Source organism: Mycolicibacterium sp. CBM1 (assembly GCF_054073305.1).
Window position 1 is genome coordinate 90954 of record NZ_JBSXPP010000015.1, and the last position, 26103, is coordinate 117056.

The 26103-nt window shown below is 67.9% G+C and carries 17 protein-coding genes; 5 read left to right on the forward strand and 12 right to left on the reverse strand.

Translation table 11 applies throughout. The annotated features are described in order from the left end of the window. Positions 1-6: 6 nt before the first annotated feature. Entirely contained in the window at positions 7-1200 is a 1194-nt protein-coding gene (locus ACXDF8_RS19425) for an ABC transporter substrate-binding protein (protein ID WP_457224915.1), read from the reverse strand. A gap of 33 nt (positions 1201-1233) precedes the next feature. Further along, positions 1234-2265 (reverse strand): ABC transporter ATP-binding protein, encoded by a 1032-nt coding sequence (locus tag ACXDF8_RS19430; RefSeq protein ID WP_457224916.1) that lies wholly within the window; start codon positions 2263-2265, stop codon positions 1234-1236. Between the two features lie 172 nt (positions 2266-2437). Here ACXDF8_RS19430 and ACXDF8_RS19435 point away from each other — a divergent pair, with 172 nt between their 5' ends. The 4 genes from ACXDF8_RS19435 (at position 2438) to ACXDF8_RS19450 (ending at position 14804) form a co-directional block, all read left to right on the forward strand. Continuing rightward, positions 2438-3160, forward strand: a complete 723-nt coding sequence (locus tag ACXDF8_RS19435; RefSeq protein ID WP_457224917.1) for a glycoside hydrolase domain-containing protein — start codon at positions 2438-2440, stop codon at positions 3158-3160. 523 nt (positions 3161-3683) lie between these two features. Further along, entirely contained in the window at positions 3684-12968 is a 9285-nt protein-coding gene (locus ACXDF8_RS19440) for a fatty acid synthase subunit beta domain-containing protein (protein ID WP_457224918.1), read from the forward strand. Between the two features lie 11 nt (positions 12969-12979). Further along, positions 12980-13372 (forward strand): holo-ACP synthase AcpS, encoded by a 393-nt coding sequence (gene acpS / locus ACXDF8_RS19445; RefSeq protein ID WP_457224919.1) that lies wholly within the window; start codon positions 12980-12982, stop codon positions 13370-13372. A 94-nt stretch (positions 13373-13466) separates the two neighbouring features. Beyond that, positions 13467-14804 (forward strand): dipeptidase, encoded by a 1338-nt coding sequence (locus ACXDF8_RS19450; RefSeq protein WP_457224920.1) that lies wholly within the window; start codon positions 13467-13469, stop codon positions 14802-14804. Positions 14805-14926: 122 nt separating this feature from the next. On the opposite strand, the gene bcp is transcribed toward ACXDF8_RS19450, so the two are convergent. Continuing rightward, the gene (gene bcp, locus ACXDF8_RS19455) at positions 14927-15400 is read right to left on the reverse strand and encodes a thioredoxin-dependent thiol peroxidase (RefSeq protein ID WP_457224921.1); all 474 of its coding nucleotides are present in this window, start codon (positions 15398-15400) and stop codon (positions 14927-14929) included. A gap of 86 nt (positions 15401-15486) precedes the next feature. Here bcp and ACXDF8_RS19460 point away from each other — a divergent pair, with 86 nt between their 5' ends. After that, positions 15487-15714, forward strand: a complete 228-nt coding sequence (locus tag ACXDF8_RS19460) for a DUF3618 domain-containing protein (RefSeq protein ID WP_457224975.1) — start codon at positions 15487-15489, stop codon at positions 15712-15714. A 434-nt stretch (positions 15715-16148) separates the two neighbouring features. Here the strand turns inward: ACXDF8_RS19460 and ACXDF8_RS19465 are convergent, their stop codons facing one another. Genes ACXDF8_RS19465 through ACXDF8_RS19505 form a run of 9 tightly spaced genes read right to left on the reverse strand, consistent with a single transcriptional unit; the run spans position 16149 to position 26102 of the window. Next, positions 16149-17519, reverse strand: a complete 1371-nt coding sequence (locus tag ACXDF8_RS19465) for an FAD-binding oxidoreductase (protein ID WP_457224922.1) — start codon at positions 17517-17519, stop codon at positions 16149-16151. A 50-nt stretch (positions 17520-17569) separates the two neighbouring features. Next, positions 17570-18331, reverse strand: a complete 762-nt coding sequence (locus tag ACXDF8_RS19470) for a mannan-binding lectin (RefSeq protein WP_457224976.1) — start codon at positions 18329-18331, stop codon at positions 17570-17572. Positions 18332-18349: 18 nt separating this feature from the next. Further along, the gene (locus tag ACXDF8_RS19475; RefSeq protein ID WP_457224923.1) at positions 18350-18931 is read right to left on the reverse strand and encodes an Rv1363c family protein; all 582 of its coding nucleotides are present in this window, start codon (positions 18929-18931) and stop codon (positions 18350-18352) included. A 22-nt stretch (positions 18932-18953) separates the two neighbouring features. Beyond that, complete coding sequence (locus ACXDF8_RS19480) at positions 18954-20204, reverse strand: MlaD family protein (protein WP_457224924.1); 1251 nt, start codon at positions 20202-20204, stop codon at positions 18954-18956. After that, positions 20201-21391, reverse strand: coding sequence for an MlaD family protein (locus ACXDF8_RS19485; protein WP_457224925.1), 1191 nt, complete (start codon positions 21389-21391; stop codon positions 20201-20203). The genes ACXDF8_RS19480 and ACXDF8_RS19485 overlap by 4 nt, the downstream gene beginning before the upstream one ends. Next, positions 21388-22515 carry an MCE family protein gene (locus tag ACXDF8_RS19490; RefSeq protein ID WP_457224926.1) on the reverse strand — a complete coding sequence of 376 codons (1128 nt, stop codon included), beginning with the start codon at positions 22513-22515 and terminating at the stop codon, positions 21388-21390. Before ACXDF8_RS19490 ends, ACXDF8_RS19485 begins: the two co-directional genes overlap by 4 nt. After that, the gene (locus ACXDF8_RS19495; RefSeq protein WP_457224927.1) at positions 22512-23540 is read right to left on the reverse strand and encodes an MCE family protein; all 1029 of its coding nucleotides are present in this window, start codon (positions 23538-23540) and stop codon (positions 22512-22514) included. Before ACXDF8_RS19495 ends, ACXDF8_RS19490 begins: the two co-directional genes overlap by 4 nt. Continuing rightward, positions 23533-24588, reverse strand: a complete 1056-nt coding sequence (locus ACXDF8_RS19500; protein WP_457224928.1) for an MlaD family protein — start codon at positions 24586-24588, stop codon at positions 23533-23535. Before ACXDF8_RS19500 ends, ACXDF8_RS19495 begins: the two co-directional genes overlap by 8 nt. Further along, entirely contained in the window at positions 24585-26102 is a 1518-nt protein-coding gene (locus ACXDF8_RS19505; protein ID WP_457224929.1) for an MlaD family protein, read from the reverse strand. The genes ACXDF8_RS19500 and ACXDF8_RS19505 overlap by 4 nt, the downstream gene beginning before the upstream one ends. Position 26103 lies beyond the last annotated feature (1 nt).

Sequence of the window (26103 nt, forward strand, 5' to 3'; positions counted from 1 at the left end):
GTTAAGTCAGCCCTTGATCTGCTGCCATTTGTCGACCCACTCGCTGTAGGCCGTGCAGTTGTCACCACTGCCGTCCACGCACTGCTTCTGCGGTGTGGTCCAGTAGCTGATCTTCTCCGCGTAGGCGGCGTCGGTGGCGTGGTAGGTGTCGCAGAAGGTCTTGTCGCTGGTGAACTCGCAGGCCTTGGTCTGCGCCGGTGCCTCACCGAAGTACTCGGCGACTTGGGCGTTGACCTGAGGCGAGGTGATCCAGTCCATCCACTGGTACATGCAATTGGGGTTCTTGGCCTTCGACGACACCATCCAGGTGTCCGACCACCCGGTGGAGCCCTCCTTGGGCAGCACAGTGGCGATTTTCACCTTGTTGTCCGACGTGATCATGTTGGCGATCACCTGCCAGGTGGTGCCGATCACCGAGGTGCCGGACTCGAACGCCTGCACTGCCTTGGTGTAATCCGACCAGTACTCGCCGATGTTGGCGTGCTGCTCCTTGAGCAGGTCGACGGCGGCGTTGAGTTGGTCCTCGGTCAGCGCGTACGGATTCTTGATGCCCAGTTCGGGTTTCGTCTTGGACAGGTAGAGCGCCGCGTCGGCGATGTAGATGGGGGAGTCGTAGGCGGTGACTTTGCCCTTGTACTCGGCAGCGCCGGGGAACACCGCGCCCCAGGTGTCCGGTGCGCCCTTGACCACGTCGGTGTTGTACATCAACAGGTTGGCCCCCCAGCCGTGCGGGATGCCGTACATCTGGCCGTCGACGGAGTTCCAGGCCTTGTCCTTGAGGAATGCGGAGATGGTGTCGTAGTTCGGCACCAGCGTGGTGTTGACCGGCGCGACATCGCCGGCGTAGATCAGGCGCAGGGTGGCGTCGCCGGAGGCCGACACACCGTCGTACTGTCCGGTGCGCATGAGCTGCACCATCTCGTCGGAAGTGTTGCCGACCTTGACGTTGACCTTGCAGCCGGTCTTCTGCTCGAAGGGGTGCACCCAGTCGACCTTGGGGTCATTGGAGCCGTCCTCGGCGTAACCGGGCCATGCGATCAGGTTGAGCTGGCCTTCGTTCTGGCCCAACGCCGACAGCGGTTCCATCTTCGGCGGCGCGGTGGCGGTGCCGCCTCCGGAGTTGGTCGAGCTCGAACAGGCGGCGACCAGTGCGGCGCACGCGGCCAGCGCGACACCGAGTCGGCGGGTGGTGGTTCTCATGGCGAGCTCCTCGTTGTCGTGCGGACAGGATTGTCATGCGGACAGGGATCTGACGGCGCCGTCTGGCCAGGCCAGCACGACGGTTGCGCCGTGGGCGATGTCGGTGGAGGCCTCGGCCGAGAGCAGAGTGGCGGTCAGCCGCACTCCGGCGGCGTCGGCGGCCACCCGGGTGACCGGCCCCGCATACACCACTTCGGCGACTTCGGCTGTGACGCTGCGCATTCCCGCTGGGACCGGTTCGCCCGGCGCCAGCACGGCGATGCGTTCGGGCCGAATGGCCGCGGTGCCGGTCCGGCCGACGAGTGCTTCGGCGGTCTCGCCGTCGACCACATTGGAGGTGCCGACGAAGTCGGCGACGAAGCGGTTGGCCGGGTTCTCGTAGACCTCGCGTGCCGCGCCGACCTGTTCGATGCGGCCGTTGTTGAACACCGCGAGACGGTCGCACAACGTCAGCGCCTCGTCCTGGTCGTGGGTGACGATCACGAACGTGATGCCGACTTCACGCTGGATGGCCTTGAGCTCCACCTGCATCTGTTCGCGTAGCTTGAGGTCCAGCGCGCCGAGAGGTTCGTCGAGCAACAGCACCTTGGGCCGACCGACCAGGGCGCGGGCCAGGGCGACCCGCTGCTGCTGGCCGCCGGAGAGCTGGTTGGGCCGGCGGGCGGCATGCCCGGACAGGCGCACCATGTCCAGCGCCGCCATCGTGCGCTCGCGGCGTTCGGGCTTGGGCACGCCTTTGACCTTGAGCCCGTACTCGACGTTCTGGGCCACCGTCATGTGCGGGAACAGCGCGTAGTCCTGGAAGACGGTGTTGGTGTCGCGCTTGGCAGGAGGCAGCGCGGTGACGTCGACGCCGCCGAGGTGAACCGTGCCCGCAGTCGGCTGCTCGAAGCCGGCGATCATCCGCAGGACGGTGGTCTTCCCGGATCCGGACGGGCCGAGGATGGCGAACAGTTCTCCGTCGGCGACCGACAGGTTCGCCGCCTCGACCGCAGTGACGTCGCCGAACACCTTCCGCGCTCCGCGCAATTCGATCTGCGGCGGCCGGGAAGAGGGTGGCGGCATGGGTGGATAGTACGGATTGCGTTGTCACAGCGCAGCCTCATGATCGACTTCGCCGGTCGCGGCGGTCCGAATCTCCGGATTTCTCCTTCGAATGCGGCTGGCTGAGATGTGATGCGGATGTGGCCGTTGGCGTTTCTGGGGTTGATGAGGTCGTTGTCATATGCTGAGCCGCGTGTCCGTGTCGCGCCGCGACGTGCTGAAGTTGGCTGCCGCAACCCCCGCCGCGCTGGGGCTGGGGGCCTTGGTGTCGGCGCTTGCCCCGCCGCCGGCGTCCGCCGAGTCGCTGGGCGTTCTGCTCGACTATGCCGCCGGAGTCATCAGCGCCAGCGACTTGAAGGCCTCCGGTGCACTCGGCGCGATCCGGTATGTTTCCGACCGTCGGCCGGGCGGGGACTGGATGCTCGGAAAGCCGATCCGGCTGCCCGAGGCCCGGGATCTCTACCAGGCCGGCCTGAAGATCGTGTCGAACTATCAGTTCGGCAAGCAGGACACCGCGGACTGGCTCGGCGGCGAGCAGGGCGGCATCACTCACGCCAAGCGGGGGTGGGAGCTGCATACCGCTGCCGGCGGCCCGGTCGGCGCGCCGATCTATGTCTCCATCGACGACAACCCGACCCTGGACCAGTACAAACAGCTCGTCGCGCCCTACCTGCGGGCGTGGGAGTCGGTGATCGGACACCAGCGCGTCGGCGTCTACGGCAATTCCAAAACCATCGACTGGGCGCTCCAGGACGGCATCGGCTCCTGGTTCTGGCAGCACAACTGGGGCTCGCCGGCGGGCTACACCCACCCGGCCGCGCACCTGCACCAGGTCGAGATCGACTCGCGCCAGGTGGCCGGCGTCGGGGTGGACGTGAACAACATCTTGAAGCCGCAATTCGGTCAGTGGGACTGAGGAAAATCCAAAACTTACCGACTAGTAAGGTTTTGCCAGCAAACTTTGGGACGCCATTCTGGTGAACAAATGTGGACTGAAAAACTGAGCAAGTGCTTGGCGGGGCACCTCGGCCCGCTGGTGTCGACAGGGAATCCATAGGTAACGATTCGATAACAATCGTGCCTTGATCTGCGCACTTGTGGCTACTCAACCGTAACCACCTGCATGCAGGACGTTTGTCCCGGAAGGTCCCGTCGGCCCTTCTGTGCCGTGTTACCCAGCATGCTGTTACCCGTGCGTAGAACTCGTCAGTAACCAATATCCGGCGGAAAATGGTGGCAGTTCTTATGCCACTCTTAGTGGAGCCGGTTTGTCCCGCGGACCCTCGTTCGAGGGGCCGCGCGGGCTCCGTGATTCGACGGGGAATCGCCGACAAGCACCTCCGCAGGGCAGCGCAGGTCTGACACGCCGACACGTAGCGATACGCGACGAAGCCGCGGCCGCGAGCCGCGACGACGAGCATGACAGGGAGATACACAAGGTGACGATCCACGAGCACGACAGGCTGTCCACGGGCGACGAATCGTGGAGCGGCAATGCGGCCGAGACCAACACCCACGCCCTGGTCGATCGGCTCAACGCCGGTGAGCCCTACGCGGTCGCCTTCGGCGGACAGGGCAGCGCCTGGCTGGAGACCCTCGAGGAGCTGGTCACCTCGGCCGGCATCGAGTCGGAACTCGCGACCCTGGCCGGTGAGGCCGAGCTGCTGCTCGAGCAGGTGGCCGACGAACTCGTCGTGGTCCGCCCGATCGGCTTCGAGCCGCTGCGCTGGGTGCGTGCGCTGGCCGCCGAGGAGTCGGTGCCCTCGGCCAAGCAGCTCACCTCCGCCGCCGTGTCGGTCCCTGGTGTCCTGCTGACCCAGATCGCGGCCATCCGCGCGGTGGCCCGCCAGGGCATGGATCTGGCCGCCACTCCGCCGGTTGCGGTGGCCGGTCACTCGCAGGGCGTGCTGGCTGTCGAGGCGCTGCGCGCCGGTGGGGCCAAGGACGTCCAACTGTTGGCCCTGGCCCAGCTGATCGGTGCCGCCGGCACGTTGGTGGCCCGCCGCCGGGGCATCTCGGTCCTCGGCGACCGCCCGCCGATGGTGTCGGTGACCAACGCCGACCCCGAGCGCATCTACGAACTGTTGCAGGAGTTCGCCCAGGACGTTCGCACCGTGCTGCCGCCGGTGCTGTCCATCCGCAACGGCCGGCGTTCGGTGGTCATCACCGGCACGCCCGAGCAGCTGTCCCGCTTCGAGCTGTACTGCGAGCAGATTGCCGAGGCTGAGGCCGCCGACCGCAAGAACAAGCTGCGTGGCGGCGCGGTGTTCAGCCCCGTCTTCGATCCGGTCCAGGTCGAGGTGGGTTTCCACACGCCGCGCCTGGCCGACGGCATCGACATCGTCGGCCGCTGGGCCGAGAAGGTCGGTCTGGACGTCGAGCTGGCTCGCTCGCTGACCGAGGCGATCCTGGTCCAGCAGGTGGACTGGGTCGAAGAGGTCACCGCGTTGAACGACGCTGGAGCTCGGTGGATTCTTGACCTAGGGCCCGGGGATATCCTGACCCGTCTCACCGCGCCGGTGATCCGCGGCCTGGGCATCGGGATCGTCCCCGCCGCCACCCGCGGCGGCCAGCGCAACCTGTTCACCGTCGGCGCCGTCCCCGAGGTCGCCAAGCCGTGGTCCAGCTACGCGCCGTCGGTGGTGTCGCTGCCCGACGGGTCGGTCAAGCTGTCCACCAAGTTCACCCGCCTCACCGGCCGCTCGCCGATCCTGCTGGCGGGCATGACCCCGACCACCGTCGATGCCAAGATCGTCGCCGCCGCGGCCAATGCCGGACACTGGGCGGAGCTCGCCGGCGGTGGCCAGGTCACCGAGCCGATCTTCGACAAGCGCGTCGCCGAGTTGGAGTCGCTCCTCCAGCCGGGCCGGGCCATCCAGTTCAACTCGCTGTTCCTCGACCCCTACCTGTGGAAGCTGCAACTCGGCGGCAAGCGCCTGGTGCAGAAGGCCCGCCAGTCCGGTGCCCCGATCGACGGCGTGGTGGTCAGCGCCGGCATCCCCGAGCTCGAGGAAGCCGTCGCGCTGATCGACGAGCTCAACAGCGTCGGCATCGCCCACGTCTGCTTCAAGCCGGGCACCGTCGAGCAGATCCGCTCGGTGATCCGGATCGCCGCCGAGGTCCCGACCAAGCCGGTCATCGTCCACATCGAGGGCGGGCGTGCCGGGGGCCACCACTCCTGGGAGGACCTTGACGACCTGCTGCTGAGCACCTATTCGGAGCTGCGCGGCCGGTCCAACATCACCGTCTGCGTCGGCGGCGGCATCGGCACGCCCGAGCGGGCCGCGGAGTACCTGTCCGGCCGCTGGTCGGCCGTCTACGGCTACCCGCTGATGCCGGTCGACGGCATCCTGGTCGGCACCGCCGCCATGGCCTGCCTGGAGGCCACCACCTCCCCGGCGGTCAAGCAGCTGCTGGTCGACACCGCCGGCACCGACACCTGGGTCGGCGCCGGAACGGCCGTCAACGGCATGGCTTCCGGGCGCAGCCAGCTCGGCGCCGACATCCACGAGATCGACAACGCCGCGTCCCGCTGCGGCCGGCTGCTCGACGAGGTCGCCGGTGACGCCGACGCGGTCGCTCAGCGCCGCGAGGAGATCATCGCTGCGATGGCGGTGACCGCCAAGCCGTACTTCGGCGACGTCGCCGAGATGACCTACCTGCAGTGGCTGCAGCGCTATGTCGAGCTGGCGATCGGTGACGGCGACTCCACCGCCGACACCAAGACCGACGACTCGCCGTGGCTGGACATCTCCTGGCGCGAACGCTTCGCCGAGATGCTGCAGCGCGCCGAAGCCCGGCTCAACGATGCCGACACCGGCCCGATCGAGACGCTGTTCGACGCGGCCTCCGCCGACGGCGAGTGGCTGCTGGAGAACCCTGACCAGGCGATCGCCGGGCTGGTGGCCCGCTACCCCGATGCCGGGTCGGTGGTGTTGCATCCGGCTGACGTACCGTTCTTCATCCAGCTGTGCAAGACGCTGGGCAAGCCGGTCAACTTCGTGCCGGTCATCGACAAGGACGTCCGCCGCTGGTGGCGCAGCGACTCGCTGTGGCAGGCCCACGACGCGCGCTACACCGCCGACCAGGTGTGCGTCATCCCCGGCACCGAAGCTGTCGCCGGCATCACCCGGGTCGACGAGCCGGTGGGCGAGCTGCTCGACCGCTTCGAGAAGGCCGCCGTGGACCAGGCGCTGGCCGCCGGTGCACAGCCCGAACCGGTGGCCTCGCGTCTGCGGGTGCGCACCGACGTGACGGGGCCGCTGGCCATCGTGCTCGATTCGCCCGACGTGCTGTGGGCCGGTCGTACCGCCACCAACCCGGTGCACCGCATCGCGCCGCCGTCGGCATGGCTGGTGCACGACAACCGTTCGGAGGGCAGGAGCGAAGCGACCCGGGAATTCGGCAGCGCGACAAACCATTCCACCGGAGCGCGCCTCGAGGTCACCGGGCCCGATCGGGTGGTGCTCAGCGTCCCGCTCTCAGGCACCTGGATCGACATCACCTTCACGCTGCCGGCCACCGTGGTCGACGGCGGAGCCCCGGTGGTGCGCACCGAGGATGCCGCCGCGGCGATGCGCGCCGTGCTGGCCATCGCCGCCGGCGTCGACGGGCCCGACGCCCTGCCGCCGGTGGTCGACGGCTCCACCACCGTTTGCGTCGAGTGGGATCCGGAGCGAGTCGCCGACCACACCGGGGTGACCGCCACCTTCGGGTCACCTTTAGCGCCAACGCTTTCCGTCGTTCCCGATGCACTGGTCGGTCGTTGCTGGCCGGCGGTGTTCGCGGCGATCGGCGCAGCGGCCACCGACAGCGGTTTCCCCGTCGTCGAGGGTCTGCTGAGCCTGGTGCACCTGGATCACGCCGCGCAGCTGCTCAAGCCGCTGCCCAAGGACAAGACCCAATTGACCGTCACCGCAACGGCGTCGGTGGCCACCGACACCGAGGTGGGCCGCGTCGTCCCGGTCACCGTCAACGTCACCGACGCCAACGGCCTCATCCTGGCCGTGCTCGAGGAGCGCTTCGCCATCCGCGGCCGCACCGGCGCCAAGGAACTCAGCGACCCGGTCCGTGCCGGGGGAGCGGTGTCGGAGAACGCCACCGACACCCCGCGCCGCCGTCGTCGCGACGTCACCATCGGCGCCCCGGTCGACATGCGTCCGTTCGCCGTCGTCTCCGGTGACCACAACCCGATCCACACCGATCAGGCCGCGGCATTGCTGGCCGGGCTGGATTCGCCGATTGTGCACGGCATGTGGCTCTCGGCCGCCGCCCAGCACGTGGTGACCGCCACCGACGGCAAGCCCGTCCCGCCGGCCAAGCTGCTGGGCTGGACCGCGCGCTTCCTGGGCATGGTCAAGCCGGGCGACGACATCGACTTCCGCGTCGACCGGGTCGGGATCGACCTGGGCGCAGAGGTTTTGGAGGTCACCGCCAAGGTCGGTACCGACCTGGTGATGAGCGCCACCGCCCGGTTGGCCGCGCCGAAGACGGTGTACGCCTTCCCCGGCCAGGGCATCCAGCACAAGGGCATGGGCATGGAGGTCCGGGCCCGCTCCAAGGCTGCCCGCAAGGTGTGGGACACCGCGGACAAGTTCACCCGCGACACCCTCGGTTTCTCGGTGCTGCACGTGGTCCGCGACAATCCGACCAGCCTGATCGCCGCCGGAGTGCACTACCAGCACCCCGAAGGCGTGCTCTACCTGACGCAGTTCACCCAGGTGGCCATGGCGACGGTGGCTGCCGCGCAGGTCGCCGAGATGCGTGAGCAGGGTGCCTTCGTCGAGGGTGCGATCGCCTGCGGGCACTCGGTCGGCGAGTACACCGCACTGGCCTGCGTGTCGGGCGTCTACGAGCTCGAGGCGCTGCTGGAGGTGGTGTTCCACCGCGGCAGCAAGATGCACGACATCGTCCCGCGCGACGAGATGGGCCGGTCGAACTACCGGCTGGCCGCGATCCGGCCGTCGCAGATCGACCTGCCGGATGCCGACGTCAAGGACTTCGTCGCCGGTATCGCCGAGCGCACCGGAGAGTTCCTCCAGATCGTCAACTTCAACCTGCGCGGCTCGCAGTACGCGATCGCCGGCACGGTGCGCGGCCTGGAGGCTCTGGAGGAGGAGGTCGAGCGCCGCCGCGAGATCAGCGGCGGCAAGCGCTCGTTCATCCTGGTGCCGGGTATCGACGTGCCGTTCCACTCCGAGGTGCTGCGGGTGGGTGTCGACGACTTCCGTCGGGCGCTGCAGCGGGTCATGCCCGAGGATACCGACCCGGCACTGATCGTCGGGCGCTACATCCCCAACCTGGTGCCCCGGCCGTTCACCCTGGACCGCGACTTCGTCCAGGAGATCCGGGACCTGGTGCCCGCCGAGCCGCTCGACGAGATCCTCGCCGACTACGACACCTGGCGGGCCGAGCGGCCCCGTGAGCTGTGCCGCCGGATCGTCATCGAGCTGCTGGCCTGGCAGTTCGCCAGCCCGGTGCGCTGGATCGAGACCCAGGATCTGCTGTTCATCGAAGAGGCCGCCGGCGGCCTCGGCGTCGAGCGCTTCGTGGAGATCGGCGTGAAGTCCGCGCCGACGGTGGCCGGGCTGGCCAGCAACACCCTCAAGCTGCCCGAATACGCCCACAGCACAGTGGAAGTGCTCAACTCCGAGCGCGACGCCGCCGTGCTGTTCGCCACCGACACCGACCCGGAGCCGGACGTCGAGGACGAGCCCGCCGCCCCGGCCGAAGCGGCGGCCGAACCCGCCGCCGCTGCCGCACCCGCACCGGCTCCGGCCGCGGCGCCGTCCGGCGGACCTCGCCCGGACGACATTGCGTTCGACGCCGGTGACGCCACCCTGGCGCTGATCGCGTTGAGCGCCAAGATGCGCATCGACCAGATCGAGCTGCTCGATTCGATCGAGTCGATCACCGACGGCGCGTCCTCGCGGCGTAACCAGCTGCTGGTCGACCTGGGCTCGGAGCTCAACCTCGGTGCGATCGACGGTGCCGCCGAGGCGGACCTGGCCTCGCTGAAGGGACAGGTCTCCAAGTTGGCCCGCACCTACAAGCCGTTCGGCCCGGTGCTGTCCGACGCGATCAACGACCAGCTGCGCACGATCCTCGGCCCGTCCGGCAAGCGGCCGGCCGCGATCGCCGAGCGGGTCAAGAAGAAGTGGGAACTCGGCGACGGCTGGGTCAAGCACGTCACCGCCGAACTAGCGCTGGGCACCCGCGAGGGCAGCAGTGTTCGTGGCGGTGCTCTCGGCGGCCTGCATGACGGTGCGCTGGCTGACGCCGGCGCCGTCGACAAGGCCATCGACGCGGCGGTCGCCTCGGTGGCTGCCCGCAAGGGCGTCGCGGTGTCGTTGCCGTCGGCCGGTGGTGGCGCCGGGGGCGGGGTCGTGGACTCCGCGGCGCTCACCGAATTCGCCGAGAAGGTGACCGGCCGGGACGGCGTGCTGGCATCGGCGGCGCGAATGGTGTTGGGCCAGTTGGGTCTGGACAACCCGGTCACCGCCGCTGCTGCGGCCACCGATGCCGACCTGATCGATCTGGTGACCGCCGAGCTCGGCTCGGACTGGCCGCGGCTGGTCGCTCCGGCGTTCGATGCCAAGAAGGCGGTGCTGCTCGACGACCGGTGGGCCAGTGCCCGCGAGGACTTGGTCAAGCTGTGGCTCGCCGACGAGGACGACATCGACGCCGATTGGCTCGGGCTCTCGCAGCGATTCGAGGGCGCCGGCAATGTGGTTGCCACCCAGGCGAACTGGTGGCAGGGCAAGGCGCTGGCTGCGGGCCGCACGGTCCACGCCTCGCTGTTCGGGCGGATCGCCGCCGGGGCGGAGAACCCCGAGCGCGGCCACTACAGCGCCGAGGTGGCAGTGGTCACCGGCGCGTCCAAGGGCTCGATCGCCGCGTCGGTGGTCGCAGGTCTGCTCGACGGCGGCGCCACCGTGATCGCGACGACATCGCGACTCGACGACGCCCGGCTGGACTTCTACAAGAAGCTCTACCGCGACCACGCCCGCTACGGCGCGTCGCTGTGGATCGTCCCGGCGAACATGGCGTCCTACGCCGACATCGATGCCCTGGCGTCGTGGGTGGGCGGTGAGCAGTCCGAAAGCCTTGGGCCGCAGTCGATCCATATCAAGGATGCGCTGAACCCGACGTTGCTGTTCCCGTTCGCCGCGCCCCGCGTGGGCGGTGATCTGTCCGAGGCGGGCTCGCGCTCCGAGATGGAGATGAAGGTCCTGCTGTGGGCAGTCGAGCGGCTGATCGGCGGGTTGTCCTCCATCGGTGCCGAGCGCGACATCGCCTCGCGGCTGCACGTGGTGCTGCCCGGGTCGCCCAACCGCGGCATGTTCGGCGGCGACGGCGCCTACGGCGAGTCCAAGTCGGCACTCGACGCGGTGGTCAACCGGTGGAACGCCGAGACGTCGTGGGCGCAGCGCGTCAGCTTCGCCCATGCGCTGATCGGCTGGACCAAGGGCACCGGTCTGATGGGCCACAACGACGCCATCGTCGGTGCGGTCGAGGAAGCTGGCGTGCAGACCTACACCACCGACGAGATGGCCGCGATGCTGCTCGATCTGTGCTCGGTGGATGCCAAGGTGGCCGCGGCCAACTCTCCGCTGCGGGTCGATTTGACCGGTGGGCTCGGTGACGTCCAGCTCGATATGGCTGAGCTGGCCGCCAAGGCCCGCGAGGAGATGGCCCAGGAGTCCTCCGCGGCAACGGATTCCGGCGATGAGCCGGCCTCCGGCACCATCGCCGCGCTGCCGTCGCCGCCGCGCGGCTACACCGCGTCGACACCGCCGGAATGGGCCGAGATCGACGTCGACCCGGCCGATCTGGTGGTTATCGTCGGCGGTGCCGAGCTCGGGCCGTATGGCTCGTCACGCACCCGTTTCGAGATGGAGGTCGACAACGAGCTGTCGGCGGCCGGCGTGCTCGAACTGGCCTGGACCACCGGTCTGATCAAGTGGGAGGACGATCCCAAGCCGGGGTGGTACGACACCGCCAGCGGCGAGCTGGTCGACGAGGCCGAGCTAGTCGAGCGGTATCACGACACCGTCGTGGAGCGCTGCGGCATCCGGGAATTCGTCGATGACGGCGCTGTCGGCGCGGATCACTCGGCGCCCCTGCTGGTCAGCGTGTTCTTGGACAAGGACTTCAGCTTCGTGGTCTCCTCGGAGGCCGAAGCCCGCGCCTTCGTCGAGGTCGATCCCGAACACACGGTGGCCCGTCCGGTTCCCGATTCCTCGGACTGGCAGGTGATCCGCAAGGCGGGCACCGAGATCCGCGTGCCCCGCAAGACCAAGCTGTCGCGGACAGTGGGTGCGCAGATTCCGACCGGATTCGATCCCACGGTGTGGGGCGTCAGCCCGGACATGGTCAACTCGATCGACCGGGTGGCGCTCTGGAACATCGTCGCCACCGTCGACGCCTTCCTCTCGTCGGGCTTCACCCCGACCGAGCTGATGCGCTGGGTGCATCCCAGCATGGTGGCCAGCACCCAGGGCACCGGCATCGGCGGCCTGTCCAGCATGCAGACCATGTTCCACGGCAACCTGCTGGGCACCGCCAAGCCGAACGACATCCTGCAGGAGGTCCTGCCGAATGTCGTTGCCGCTCACGTGATGCAGTCCTACGTCGGCGGTTACGGCGCCATGGTCCACCCGGTCGGCGCCTGCGCCACCGCGGCGGTGTCGGTCGAAGAGGGCATGGACAAGATCCGTCTCGGCAAGGCCGAGTTGGTGGTCGCCGGCGGCTTCGACGACATGACGCTGGAGGCCGTGATCGGCTTCGGTGACATGGCGGCCACCGCCGACACCGAGGTCATGCGGGCCAAGGGCATCAGTGACTCGAAGTTCTCCCGCGCCAACGACCGTCGACGGCTGGGCTTCCTCGAGGCACAGGGCGGCGGCACCATCCTGTTGGCGCGTGGCGACCTGGCGCTGAAGATGGGTCTGCCGGTGCTGGCCGTGGTTGGCTACGCGCAGAGCTTCGCCGACGGCGTGCACACCTCGATCCCCGCTCCCGGACTCGGTGCGCTGGGCGCCGGGCGTGGTGGCAAGGATTCCCAGCTGGCCCGTTCGCTGGCCAAGCTGGGAGTCGGCCCGGACGACATCGCGGTGATCTCCAAGCACGACACCTCGACCCTGGCCAACGATCCCAACGAGACCGAGCTGCACGAGCGGCTGGCCGACTCGATGGGCCGCTCGTCGGGCGCACCGCTGTTCGTCATCTCGCAGAAGAACCTGACCGGCCACGCCAAGGGCGGGGCGGCGGTCTTCCAGATGATGGGTCTGTGCCAGGTCCTGCGCGACGGGGTGATCCCGCCGAACCGCAGTCTGGACTGCGTGGACGACGAGCTGGCCACGTCCGGACACTTCGTCTGGGCACGCGAGACCTTGCGCCTGGGCGACAAGTTCCCGCTCAAGGCGGGTCTGGTCACCAGCCTGGGCTTCGGGCACGTGTCGGGTCTGATCGCACTGGTGCATCCGCAGGCGTTCCTGTCCTCGCTGAGCGAGCAGGAGCGTGCGGATTACACCGAGCGGGCGCAGCAGCGGGTGTTGGCCGGTCAGCGGCGGCTGCTCTCGGCCATCGCCGGCGGACGTCCGATGTACGAGAAGCCCGCCGATCGCCGGTTCGACCACGATCTGCCGGAGAAGCGTCAGGAAGCCGCGATGCTGCTCGACCCGGCGTCACGCCTGGGCGATGATGGTATTTACGTCCGGTAGGGTCTTGCGGCGTGGCGATAGTGGGTGTGGGGATCGATGTGGTGTCGATCGCCGATTTCGCCGAGCAGGTCGACCAGCCGGGAACGGTGTTCGCCGAGACGTTCACCCCGGGTGAGCGCCGCGACGCGGCCGACAAGAGCTCGGTCGCGGCGCGGCACCTGGCGGCCCGGTGGGCTGCCAAGGAGGCGGTCATCAAGGCTTGGTCGGGGTCGCGGTTCGCGCAGCGCCCGGTGCTGCCCGAAGGTATCCACCGCGACATCGAGGTGATCACCGACATGTGGGGCCGGCCCAAGGTGCGACTGACGGGCGCCATCGCCGAGCACCTGGCCGACGTAACCATCCACGTGTCGCTGACCCATGACGGCGACACCGCCGCCGCGGTTGCCATCCTGGAGACTCCCTAACTCGCGAGCAGACGCAGAATTGCACCATTTGGCCTGAATCCGTGCGATTTTGTGTCTGCTCGCGGGCGATCAACATCTGGGTAGGGTCGAGGCCATGAGCGATCTTGTCGAGCGGGTCCAGGCCGTACTGCCCTCGGTGCGTAGTGATCTCGAGGATCTGGTGCGCATCCAGTCGGTGTGGGCCGACCCGGCCCGCCGCGACGAGGTGCACCGCAGCGCACGCGCGGTCGCCGACCTGCTGGGGGCAGCGGGCTTCACGCAGGTCGAGATCGTCAGCGAGGGCGGTGCCCCCGCGGTCATCGCGCGCCACCCGGCCCCGCCCGGCGCGCCGACCGTACTGCTGTACGCCCACCACGATGTTCAGCCCGAAGGCGAACCGTCGCAGTGGGATTCGGCACCGTTCGAGCCCACCGAGCGTGACGGCCGGCTCTACGGCCGCGGCACCGCCGACGACAAGGCCGGTATCGCCACCCACCTGGCCGCCTTTCGCGCGCACGACGGCAACCCGCCGGTCGGGGTGACGGTATTCGTCGAAGGGGAGGAGGAGTCCGGCTCCCCGTCGCTGGCCCGGCTGCTAGCCGCCCACAAGGACAAGCTCGCCGCCGACGTCATCGTGATCGCCGACTCTGACAACTGGACGGCGGATATCCCAGCGCTGACAGTGTCGCTGCGCGGGATGGCCGACTGCGTCGTCGAGGTCGCCACCCTCGATCACGGCCTGCACTCCGGGCTGTGGGGTGGGGTGATACCGGACGCGCTCAGCGTCCTGGTGCGGCTGCTGGCCAGCCTGCACGACGACGACGGCAATGTGGCGGTGGCCGGGCTGCACGAGTCCAGCGCCGCGGACGTCGACCGCGGGCCGGACTGGGTGCGCGAGGAGTCCGGGCTGCTCGATGGCGTGCGGGAGATCGGCTCGGGCCCGGTCGCCCAGCGGCTGTGGGCCAAACCGGCGATCACCGTCATCGGCATCGACACCACGCCGATCGCGAAGGCCTCGAACACACTCATCCCGCGTGCCAGCGCCAAGGTCAGCATGCGCATCGCCCCGGGCGGTGACGCGCACGCCCACCTCGACGCGCTGCGCCGGCACCTTGGAGAACACGCCCCATGGGGTGCACACGTCACCGTGACTCCCGGGGACGTCGGCCAGCCCTACGCCATCGACGCCAGCGGGCCGGTCTACGAGGCCGCCCGCGCCGCCTTCCACCAGGCCTGGGGCACCGACGTCGTCGACATGGGCATGGGCGGCTCGATCCCGTTCATCGCCGAGTTCGCCGCCGCCTTCCCCGATGCGACCATCCTGGTCACCGGGGTCGAGGATCCGGGCACCCAGGCGCACAGCGTTAACGAGAGCCTGCATCTGGGTGTGCTCGAACGTGCCGCCACCACCGAAGCGCTGCTGCTGCAGAAACTGGGTGAGGCGCGCACCTAGCTGGTGGCGTTCCTCGCCGCGTCGACTGTGCCACGAGGGCGTCGAGTGTGCACCCATGGCGGTGACCGGCCGGATAGTCCGCCCTGGACGCACAGTGGGCGCCCAGGACGCACACTCGAGCGCTACACCGATATGTCGCGGCGCAGCTTGGCGACGTGCCCGGTGGCCTTGACGTTGTACTGGGCGACCTCGATCTTGCCCTTCTCGTCGACCACGAAGGTCGAGCGGATGACGCCCTGCACCGTCTTGCCATACATCTTCTTCTCGCCGTAAGCACCCCAGGCCGTCAGCACCGTCTTGTCCGGGTCGGACAGCAGCGTGAAGGTGAGCTCGTCGCGGTCGCGGAACTTGGCCAGCTTCTCGGGCTTGTCGGGCGAGATGCCGACGACGTCGATACCCGCCCCGTTCAACTCGGCCAGGCTGTCGCGGAAGTCGCAGGCCTGCTTGGTGCAGCCCGGTGTCATCGCGGCCGGGTAGAAGTAGACGATCACCTTGCGGCCTTTAAAGTCGGACAACGTGACGGTCTTGCCGTCGGCGTCGGTCAGGCTGAACGCCGGCGCTGTGTCGCCGACCTCGAGGCGTGCTGTCTCGGTCACCTAGGTTCCCTTCTTCCACCGGTGCGTCGCGGTTGACCCGGCTTGATCTAGGGTAGTTCGGCAGGGCGGCAGTTTGGAGGATGGAAGTGGCGGACCGGGATCCCGAGGCCATCAAGGCCGATATCGATCAGGCGCGTGATCGACTCGCGCTGACCGTGGACTCGCTGGCCGAACGCGCCAACCCCCAGCGCATCGCCGACGACGTCAAGGCCGCGCTCCTGCGTTTCGTCAAGAAACCCGCGGTCGCCGTGACCTTGGCCGGCGTCACCGCCGTCACCGTGATCGTGGTGGTCCGCCGTATTCGCAACGGCTAACCGCGGCGGCGGAGCCAGTCCCCCAGGGACCGCCGAAAGCCCGGGGGATTGGCGACCAAGCCCAGCCGGCTGCAGCTGTGCTCATGCACCGGAGTCGGCAGTACGGCCGGCCGCAGAGCTATCTCGCTTTCGGGATGGTGGGCGGGGTGTTCCGGCACCATGTGGCTAAGTCCTCACTGCGTCAATGGACAAGATGTCCTTGGCGGCCGGTCGGTCAATCCAGCTAACGGCGACTATAACATCGTCCCACGCATTGTTGCTGTACAAATCGGGTAAATCGGTTCCATGGACTCACTGTCGGTTATCTATTGACGCGGATTTTCCCTGGTCATCCGGCTGCATTCGGGCGTTGCTGTCGATATCGACAGCGACGTACATCACGCTGGTGGGCAATCACGTGCAACGCTGCGTGGGCAACTTCGCAACGCCCGCCGTCAGGTCAACGTCACGCCCGGATTGAGGATCCCCGCTGGGTCGAAGCTGCTCTTGATGCGACGCATCAGCGCCAGCTTGGCCGGATCCTCCAACTCGCAGAAGTAGTGCGCCTTGGCGCGGCCGACACCATGCTCGCCCGAGATGGCGCCCCCAAGGCTCATGCCGAGGGCGAAGATTCCGGTGAGCACCGTGCTGCGGATCTGCGGATCCTTGCAGAACAGCACACCGTGGACATTCCCGTCGCCGGCATGCCCGCAGCCGCTCATGCCGGCGCCGTGCGCCGCTGCGATATCGCGGGCCCGGCGCAGGAACTCCGGCATCGCCGCCCGGGGGACCACGACGTCGACGATGTCGTCTGCGCCGATCGCCTTGGCGGTCCAGAAGACGTTCTCCCTGGCCTCGATCAGGCGTCGAGCCGAATTACCCTGCAGCACATAGGCATCCGATGCGCCCCAGCCGCTGAGCAGTCCACCGAGAGTCTCGGCGTCCTCGTCGAGCCGGTCGGTGTGGTTGTTCTCCAGCGCGACGACGAGGTAGGCCTGACACGACTCGCGGATCTGATCCGGGATGCCCAGCTCCAGGTTCTCGGCGTTGACAATCGCCGCCATGACCACATTGTCGATGTACTCGACGATGGTGGGGTTCAGCCCGCTGGAGATGATTTTCGGCACCGCCGCCATCACTTGGTCGAAGTCGCCGAACGGGGCCAGGACGGTGAGGCCGTGCGCGGGCCGGGGAACCAGCTTGACCGTCACCTCGGTGGCCAGTGCCAGTGTTCCCTCCGAGCCGATGATCAGCTGGGTGAGGTCGTAGCCGGTGGAGATCTTCGACATCTTGCCGCCGGTCCGGATGATCTCGCCGGTGGCCAGGACGGCCTGCAGTCCGAGCACGTTGTGTCTGGTGACGCCGTAGCGCACCGCCCGCATGCCGCCGGCGTTGGTGCCGACGTTGCCGCCGACGCTCGAGGACAGCTCGCCGGGGTACACCGTGTAGCTCAGGCCGACTTCGGCGGTCCTGGCATCCAGTTCGGTCAGGGTGACGCCCGGCTGGACCACCGCGACATGGTTGTCGGCGTCGATCTCGAGCACGGCGTTCATCCGTTCGAAGGAGATCAGCAGTCCGTCGGCCAGCGGCTGCGCGGCACCAGATAGGCCACAACCCGAGCCGCGGGCGGTGACCGGAACCCGATGTTCGGTCGCCACCGTGAGCAGGCCCGCCACTTCCTCGGCGGTGGCGGGCTTGGCCAGGTAGGCGGGGCGCTGCGGGGGAATGGTCAGCGCCTCGTCGTGGCCGTAGTCCGCGGAGATCGCCGCACCGGTCAGGAGATGGGCGCGCCCCACGATCTCCGAAAAGCGTGCCGTCAGGTCCATTGCCAGCTCCTTTGCCTGATGACGGCAGCGTAGTCCCCCAAGGCGGCGCGTCAGGCGCGTAGCACAGGGGCCAGCGCCGCCAAAGGGATGTGGGCCTCGACGGTTCCGCCGTCCATGAACCATTGCATGATGCCCGGGGTGAAATCGAGTGGCTCGTCGTGACCCACCGGGTAGTCGGGCATGTAGAGGACCAACTCGTCGGAGGTCAGCGCCCAGGCCCGATATCCGCCGGAGTACACCTTGTCCGGAGTCCAGCGTTCGAGGAGAAACGGGTAGCTGCCCGGGGTATGCGGCGGTGCGGCCGCGTCGAGGGCTGCTTCGATGAACGGCTGCCCGAGCGTCGCGATGGCGGCCCGATCGGTCGCGATGTCCGAGAGTTCTAGTCGGCGACCGCTTTTCATGTCAAAGGTGAAGGTGCGATAGGCGTTGTTGGGCTTGGGGCCGTCGGCGTGGTAGTCCTCGTGGAACACGACGCTGAGCAGGTCGCCGTGGGTGAAGATCTGGTAGTTCTCCGCACCGAAGCTGTCGGCCACCATGTGGGCGCCGACCGTCGTCCAGTTGGCGACCAGGGTGCGCAGGTAGTCACGGATCACCGGACCGGTCACCGGGTTGTCGACGAGGTCGCCGGGCACCGCGACCTTGATGTCACGAACGGCGTTCCGCTCGGAGGTGACGGTGGTGTGGCAGTACTGCCCGTCCCAGGCGCCACCGAGCTCACCGCAGAAGGACTGTGCCGTGGCCCCCGCGGTAGCCGCCCCGGAGACCGTCGACGCGCACACCAGGGCCATCGTCGCGGCGATCCTGTTTAGCAACATGAAAGTCTCTGCCGCTCAGAGTAACTGGACTTTGCTGGCCAGCCAGCGGCCGTCAACCTTCGTCATGGTGATCTTGATCCTGCTGCGGTCGATGCGCGGGTCGGGCACCGTCATGTTGCTGACGGTCTGGTCGATGAAGACCAGAACCACGACGCGGTCGGTGGATTCGGACTGAATCGCCGAGTCCACCACCACGCCGTGTGCGGTGGCCTTGTTGTCGATCAGCAGTTGGCGCAACTGAACGCTGGATTGGGTGTACATGTCCTTGAACTCGCCGGTCGACCCGTCGAGCACGTCGCGGAAATTCTGGTCGACGTTGGTGGAGTCGACACTCGTCAGCACGGTGGCGTACTTCAGGGCCGCCTGCAGCGCGGCCTGCCCGGCCTGCTCGGCCTGGTGTTCCTGCCACAGCTTCCAGCCGAGCAGACCCGAGACCGACAGCGATGCGATCAACAGGATCGGCAGGATGCTGCGGCGCAGGTAGCGGCCCCACGGCCGGGGTCGGGCCGTGGGCTGCTCCTCGGTATCGACATCAGTATCGAGATCGGTGCCGACGTCGATGTCGGTGTCGGGTTCGTTCTCGGTTGTGGTGGCCACGTGGATCTCCTCGGCTGCGGTGTCAGTGCGGTGGTTCGATCGGCAGGACGGGCCCGCCGTAGGGGGTGGGAATGGTGTAGCGGCCCCGGGGCGTCGGGTCGGTTCGGCGGCCCAGATCGGCGCCCGGGGGAGGGCCGGCGGTGTCGTCGCCGGCCGGTCGTGGCGCGTTCTTGGCGCCCCTAATGCCGACGGCGGGGTCGTCGTCGCGGCAGTAGGTGTACATAAATGGTTCGGGGTAGTCCGCGGCCGACGGAGCGAATGCCGGTGTGCCGTAGTCGCAGGCGTAGCGGGGGTAGAAGTCTGCGGTCGCCCAGATGCCGTGGTCGTGGATGGTGCTGTTCAGCGCGTCCAGCAGCGAGCCGCGGTAGTCGGGGAACAAGGCGTTCAGCGCCGGCACCCGCAGGTAGAGAAGTTGCGCGCTGGTGACGGTGCTGCCGAGCAGCTGCACCATGGTCTCGGAATTGTCGGCGAAGAGGTTGTCCACCGTCGAAAGGCTGTGCGGCGCTTGGTCGATCAGGCGGCGGTAGCCGTCCTGCATCCCCGCGACGCCGGCTAGCGTGGGGCCCAGCGCGGTGGTGGTCGCCGCCAGGCCGGCGTTCTTGTCGGCCGCGAGGTTCAGCACCACCCGGCTGGTCCTGATGATGCTGGTGGTCTCGGGCAACACCGAATCGAGCGTCGACAGCAGGAACGTGCCGCCGTCGACGATTGCGGCGAGCTTCTGCGGCCCGCGGCCGGTGAGGCTCAGCTCCTTCTTGATCAGCTCCATCTTCGCCGGATCGACCTGCGCCAGCATGCCGTCGGAGTCGGCGAGCAGTTGCGCCATGCTCAACGGCACGGTGGCCCGGTCGGCTGCCACCGCACTGCCGTCGCGCAGATAGGGTCCGTTCTCGGAATCGGCGCGAAAGTCGAGGGTTTGTTCGCCGCCGGCCGACAGCGCCGAGACCGCGACCATGGTCGACGCGGGGATCTTGACCGTCGAAGCGATGTCGGCGATGGCGTCTACCCCAGTCTCGGTGAGGTGCAGGGATTCGACGTGTCCGATGCGCACGCCGCGCAGGGCGACGTCCTGTCCGGGCAGTAGCCCACCTGAGTCCGGCAGGTGCACGGTGACGCGATACGACGTCGCGAACGGCGCCACCCGCAGCGCGCCGGCCAGCAGGTAGGCGGTCGCGAGCACCAGCGTCAGCGCCAAACCGGCCACCGACAACCAGGTCTGGTGGCGGTGACCCGCGCGCACCACCCGGACAAGGGTGGTGGCCAGCGATGCGATCACGGCGGTGCTCCCGGCGGCTGCGGATCACCCAGAACGGCGCCCGGGGTGTCAGGATCCGGGATCACCGGCAGCTGCGGCGAATTCGGGCCGCGGCCCACCACCCGTTCCTGCAGCCGCAGCAGGGTGTATTTCAAGGAACCGGCGAACTGGTTCCAGTTGTATCGATGCGGGCCGTGGAAGCCGATGTCGCCGGGGAAGCCGATGTCGGGGACGGACCCGATGACCAGGCGGTCCAGGCTGCCGCTGCCCGCAACCGCGAAGCCGGACGTCGATTTGATCAGCGGGGGCAGCATCCGGTTGAGGGCCAGCCAGCTGGTATCGGGGCTCACCGCAACATCATTGAAGGTGGCGGCGAGGGTGTTGAGATCACCGATCATGCTGCGTCCGCTCGTGTCGGTTCCGTTCAGTGACGGGAACCTCGACAGCAACTGCGCGGTGTCACCGGCCTGGACGGCCAGGTCGGACAGTTGGGTCGTATTGGCGGCCAGTGCATCGGTGCCGGGACCGGCCGCGGCCATCAGCTCGGTGATGGTCTGCTCTTTGGCGTCGAGTTCGCCGGTGAGGTGGTTCATCTCGGTCATCGCAGCCGCAAGCTGGTCGGAGCGGCCGTTCATCGTCGCCAACAGTTGGTTCGACTTGCCGATCAGGTCGGCCAGTGCCTGGCCCCGGTCACCGACGGCCCGCCCGAAACCGTTGATCATGGTGGTGAAGTTGCGTACTGCTCCACCGTTGACCAGCACGGCCGCCGAACTGAGCACCGATTCGACCGTCGCCGCCGATCCTGTCGAGTTCAGGCCGATGGTGTCTCCGTCGTGCAGCATGACCGCGTCGGGCGCGGCGTCGGGCGGCGGCTGCACCGCCACGAACACATCGCCCAGGGGGGTAGCCGTGCGCAATTCGGCGGTGCTGCCGACCGGCAGTTGCACGCCGGCATTGATCCGCAGTGTTGTCACCGCGGTGTAATTGCGGGCCGCCATGGACTCCACCTGGCCCACGTCTGCGCCGCCGAGTTTCACCTTGGCCTTCATCGGCAGGTTGAGGGCGTTGGCGAACATGGCCGTCAGCCGATAACTGGGCCCGTCCAGACCGGGAGCCGGAAGTGGAAGGCTGGCAAGGCCGTTGGTGCCACAGCCCGCGGTGAGCATCACCGTGGCGGCAGCCACTGCGAGACGGCGGGCCGTGCTCATTTCTGGCCCATCGCAGCCATGCCGTCGAGGACGTAGGTCAGCCCGAAGTCCGGTCCGAAGTCCTGCAGGGTTCCTGTGCTGCAACCTAATTGGCGCAGGCCCATCAGGTTGCAGACCTCCTTGGTCCATTGACTGTCGAAGACGATCTTGTCCACCAGCGCGTGCCCGCGCAGTGCTCCGTTGCTCTGATCGATGCTGTTGTAGATGTTGTCGGCCACCATCGGTGCCAGGTCGAGAAGTTCGGCGATCTCGCGCTGGTTGTCGGCGGCCGTCTTGGCCAGCGTGCCGCCGTTGACGACGGTCTGCTTGATCGTGTCGCGGTGAGCGTCGAGCAGATCGGCGGATTGCTGGATCAGTTGATTCAGCTTCCGTCCGGTGGTGCCGGTGCCGAGGTCCTCGTCGCCGATGACCTGGCTCGCCAGGTGCAGGGTAGAGGCGAACTCGCGCAGCGTGGCGTCGTTGGCGGCAGCCGCCTCCAGCAGTGAGCTGAGGTTTCTCACGATGGTGGTGACCTGTTCGCGTGTTTGCGAGCCGTCGTCACCGCTGAGGCGCAAGGCGGCGGACAACTGGTCGAGCGCCTGCTTGATCTTCGCACCGTTGCCGTCGACCACCCCGGCACCGCCGTCGATCACGTCGGCTAGTGGCCCCCCGCCGTGGCCGTCGCCGCGCAGGGAGGTCGCCACTCGATCCAAAACACTGAGCACGCGGCTGAATTCGACGGGTGTCCTGGTTCTGGTCAGGCCGATGGTGTCGTGGTTGGCCAGGGCGGGGCCACCGGTGTAGGGCGGGGTGAGCTCGATCTGGCGTTCGGTGAGGATCGAGGTGGACACCGTGACGGCTTGCGCGTCGGCAGGCACCTTTACGTCACGGTCGACGGTGAACACCACCTCGACATAGCTTCCGCGCGGGGTGATGGTGGTGATCTTACCGACCGGCATACCCAACACCGCCACCACATTGCCTTCGTAAAGGCCAGCGGCGCTGTCGAATTGGGCGGTCACGGTGATCGGCTTCGGCCTGCCTGCCCAGTACCACCAGCCGGCTGTAGCCACGGCGATCACCGTCGTCACCGCGGCGAGGATCGCCGCGACCCGCACACGTGGCCGGACCCAGGTGCCGCTCACTTGCAGTCCTTGTAGTACTGGATCATGCCGAACTGCTCGGCCCGGCTGCTGATGGCGCACATCCACGAATCGACGAGCGCACCCCCGGACGCGGTGAAGTCGATGGCGTTGCCGTTTCCGCTCATGTTGGCTACCTGGCGCAACATCACGGGGCTGACCTGAAGCGTGTTGCGCAGCAGGTCGTCGTGACGGGCTATCAGCTCGGTCAGCTCGCGGGTGTCGGCGATCAGGGCTTCGACCTGGGGCCGGTCGGTGACCACGAGCTTATCGAGGATGTCGACCAGATTGGTCAGCGATTGCATCAGCGCGTGGAACACCGCGCGGCGGGCGACGAATTGGCCGAGCAGGTCCTGCCCCTGGTTGATCAGGCTGCCCAGGTTGGCCTGCTGGCTGCGTAGGGTGTTGGTGACCTCTTCGGAACTCTTGAGCAGCTGGCCCAACTGGTCGCGGCGCGCCGCGATGATCGAGGACAGCGTGTCGATGTTGGCCATGGCCGCGGGGACGACGGCGGGCATGTCGCGTAGTTGCTTGCCGAGCAGGGACAGTGACTGAGCGAACCGGTCGGAGTCGACCTGCTCGAAAGTGGTTGTGGCGTCTTTCAAGGCGGCTTGCAGATCGTAGGGGACTTCGGTGTGGGCGAGGTCGAAGGTGTTGTTCGGCACTGCGCCGGTGCCGTGCGGGTCCAGGGCGAGATAGCGGGAACCGAGGATGGTGGCGACCTTGATCACCGCCTTGGAGTCCGCGCCGAGGGCGATGTCCTCGCGGATCTTCAGGCCCGCTTCGACGTGGTCGCCGGCGAGCTTCATGCTGCTGATCGTGCCGACCGGGATACCCGCGACGGTGATCGGATTGCCGACCCGCAGTGCGGCCGCCTGCAGGAATTCGGCCGTGTAGTGCCGGAATCCGACCCCGGCGGTGTGGACCACCACCATGGCCGCGATGACCACGGCGACCACCGCGACGGCGATGAACCCCAGCCAGGTCTTGTTGTAGCTCTCCAGCGGGCGGGTGCGGAAATCAGCCATCGCCGGTGTTCCTGCACTTGGGGGTGTGCTTGGCGACCCCACCCGGGGTGGCGGCGTTGACGATGATCGGCACCACATCGTTGAGGCCGGGAAAGAAGCCGAGAACGTTGGCGTCGCAGGCGTACCCGTTGCCGTAGGCGCCCTGGTTGCCCATCCGGGCCAGGCCCTTGAGGACCAGCGGAATATTGTCGGCGAAGAACGCGACCTGAGGTTCGACACCCAGTAGGTGCTGCACAGTGCCCGGCTGGCGCTGGATCATCGCGGTGACGGACGGATAGACCGCCGTGGCCGAGGCCGACAAGTGGTCCATCACCCGCGCCGTCGAACCGGCCGCGGCCACCAGTTCGGGGCGCCGGCGGTCGAGGGCGGTGACGGCGTCGCGGGTCGAGGTGATGATGCTGTCGAGATCGGAGTTCTGTCGCGCGAGGGTGGAGACGACGTGGTTCAGATTGGTGATCACCTCGCCGAGGTTCTGGTCTTTGCCGGCGAATGTCTCTGTGAGCGTTGTGGTTTGGCTGATCAGGGTCGCCAACGACGAGGTGTCACCCTGCAGCGACTGGATGAGTGCCTTGGTCAGGTTGTCGGCGTCGCGTGGGTTGAGCAGGCTGAACAGCGGCTCGTATCCGTTGAGCAGCGCGGTGACGTCGAACGAGGCCTCGGTGCGTTCCACGGGGATGACGCTGCCCGGCGCCAGCCGCTGCGGGCTGCCCTCGGGGCCCAGCGATAGCCCGAGGTAGCGCTGCCCGACGATGTTCTGGTAGGTCACCGAGGCCACGGTGTTACCGAACACCGGCTGATCGTCCTGCACCAGGAACGAGACTTTGGCGAGCCTGCCGTCCAGGACGATGCTTTCGACCCGGCCGACCCGGACACCGGCCATCCGGACGTCGTCACCTTCGCGCAGCCCGTACACGTCGGTGAACACCGCCGAGTACGACGCGGTGTTGCCGGCCACATCGCGGCGCAGGCTGACATAGACCAGCCAGGTGACGCCCACGGCGGCGACCATGAACAGCGACAGGCCGACCAGCGGTGCGCGGGATCTCACTTCGACCCCTCTGTCGCATCCGGAGTGGTCATCGACACCGTCGTGCCACGGGCGAGTGGACCGAGCAGCAGTTCGGTGGCCGCCGTCGCGGGACGGCCGGTGATGACGCTGAGCATGTTTCGTTCCTGTTGGCTGCCGACTGGGCCGACGGTTCCGCCGAACGAGGACGGGGTGACCGACGCCGCGGCCGGCGGGGCGTCGTCCGGGTTGGCGCTGCCCGTCACCGGGGGAGAAGGAGTCATACCCGGCGGCAGCGGGGGATTCGGATCGGCCAGGTTGGGCACTGGGTTGATCAGCGGCGGTCCGACCGCGACGAGGTTGCCGTCGGCTCCGACGACGGTCCCCGGCGGTGGGGCGAGATCTTTGGGGGGCTGATAGTTCTGCGGCAGAAGCACCTCGGGCAGATCGGGCCGCACTGGAACCAGCGGTGCGGTGTAACAGCTCGGCCCCTTCAGCGTCCCGTAGCGTGGGCAGTCGGCCCTGGTGTAGGAGTACGACGGGGTGAAGGAGATGTTGACCCGCGCGTTGGCCACCGCCCGGTCGGGCATCCAGACCTCGTTCATGAACCTGGTTGCCAAGTTGTCGATCTTGACCGCGGCCGGCAGGAATGCCGGCGACTTGAGCGCCAGCACGCCGAGCACGGGCGTGAAATCTCCTGTGATCCGGATGAGTTGGTCGACGTGACGCTCGAGCGCTTGATGAGTGGTGTCCAGGTTGTGGTCGGTGCCGGCGAGGAGGCTGGTGAGCTGGCCGCGGGTCTCGGCGAATGTCCGCATGGGTTCGACGGCTTGGTGCAGGGTGTCGAGCAGGTCCGGGGCCGTCGCCGCCAGCCCGTGTGTGGCCTCGACGAACGCCGACAACGTCGACGGTCCGGTGTCGGAGCTGACCACCGAGTTCAATTGATCCAGAAGGCGATCCAGGCTCTTTCCGGCATCGACGAGCTTCACCCGGCGATGGTCGGTGGCGGCGGCGAGCGCGGCCAGGATTCCGACGGATGCGTCGTCGCGGCCACGGCCGGTGGCGCTCAATAGGTCACGTAGCTTGCTGATCGTGGTCTGGAACAGCACGGTGGGCAGCTTCGTGTCCTCAGGGATGTGCGCGCCGGCCCGGATGGGCGCACCCGTGGTCCCGGACCCGTTGTCCACCAACTGAACCGACGACACCGCAAACACGTTGCTGGGCACCACCCGGGCGGTGACGGCGGCCGGGATCGCGGCTGCGTAGTCGGGCTTGAGGTCGATCTTGACGTAGTTGGGCCGTCCGTAGGCCGCCGGGGTGACGCTGTTGACCGTGCCGACGAGCACACCGCGGTACTTCACGTCGGACTTCTCCGGCAGCCCGTCACCGACGTTGACCAGATCGGCGAACACCGGCACGTAGTCGTTGAGCCGCCCGGTCGACTTGTACAGCAGGGCGGTGGTGAGCAGGCCCACCACCACCAACACCACCAGCCCGTAGCCGAGCAGCTGCGGGTCCGACGGGCCCCGGCCGTCCAGTTCGAAGGAATTGGGCATC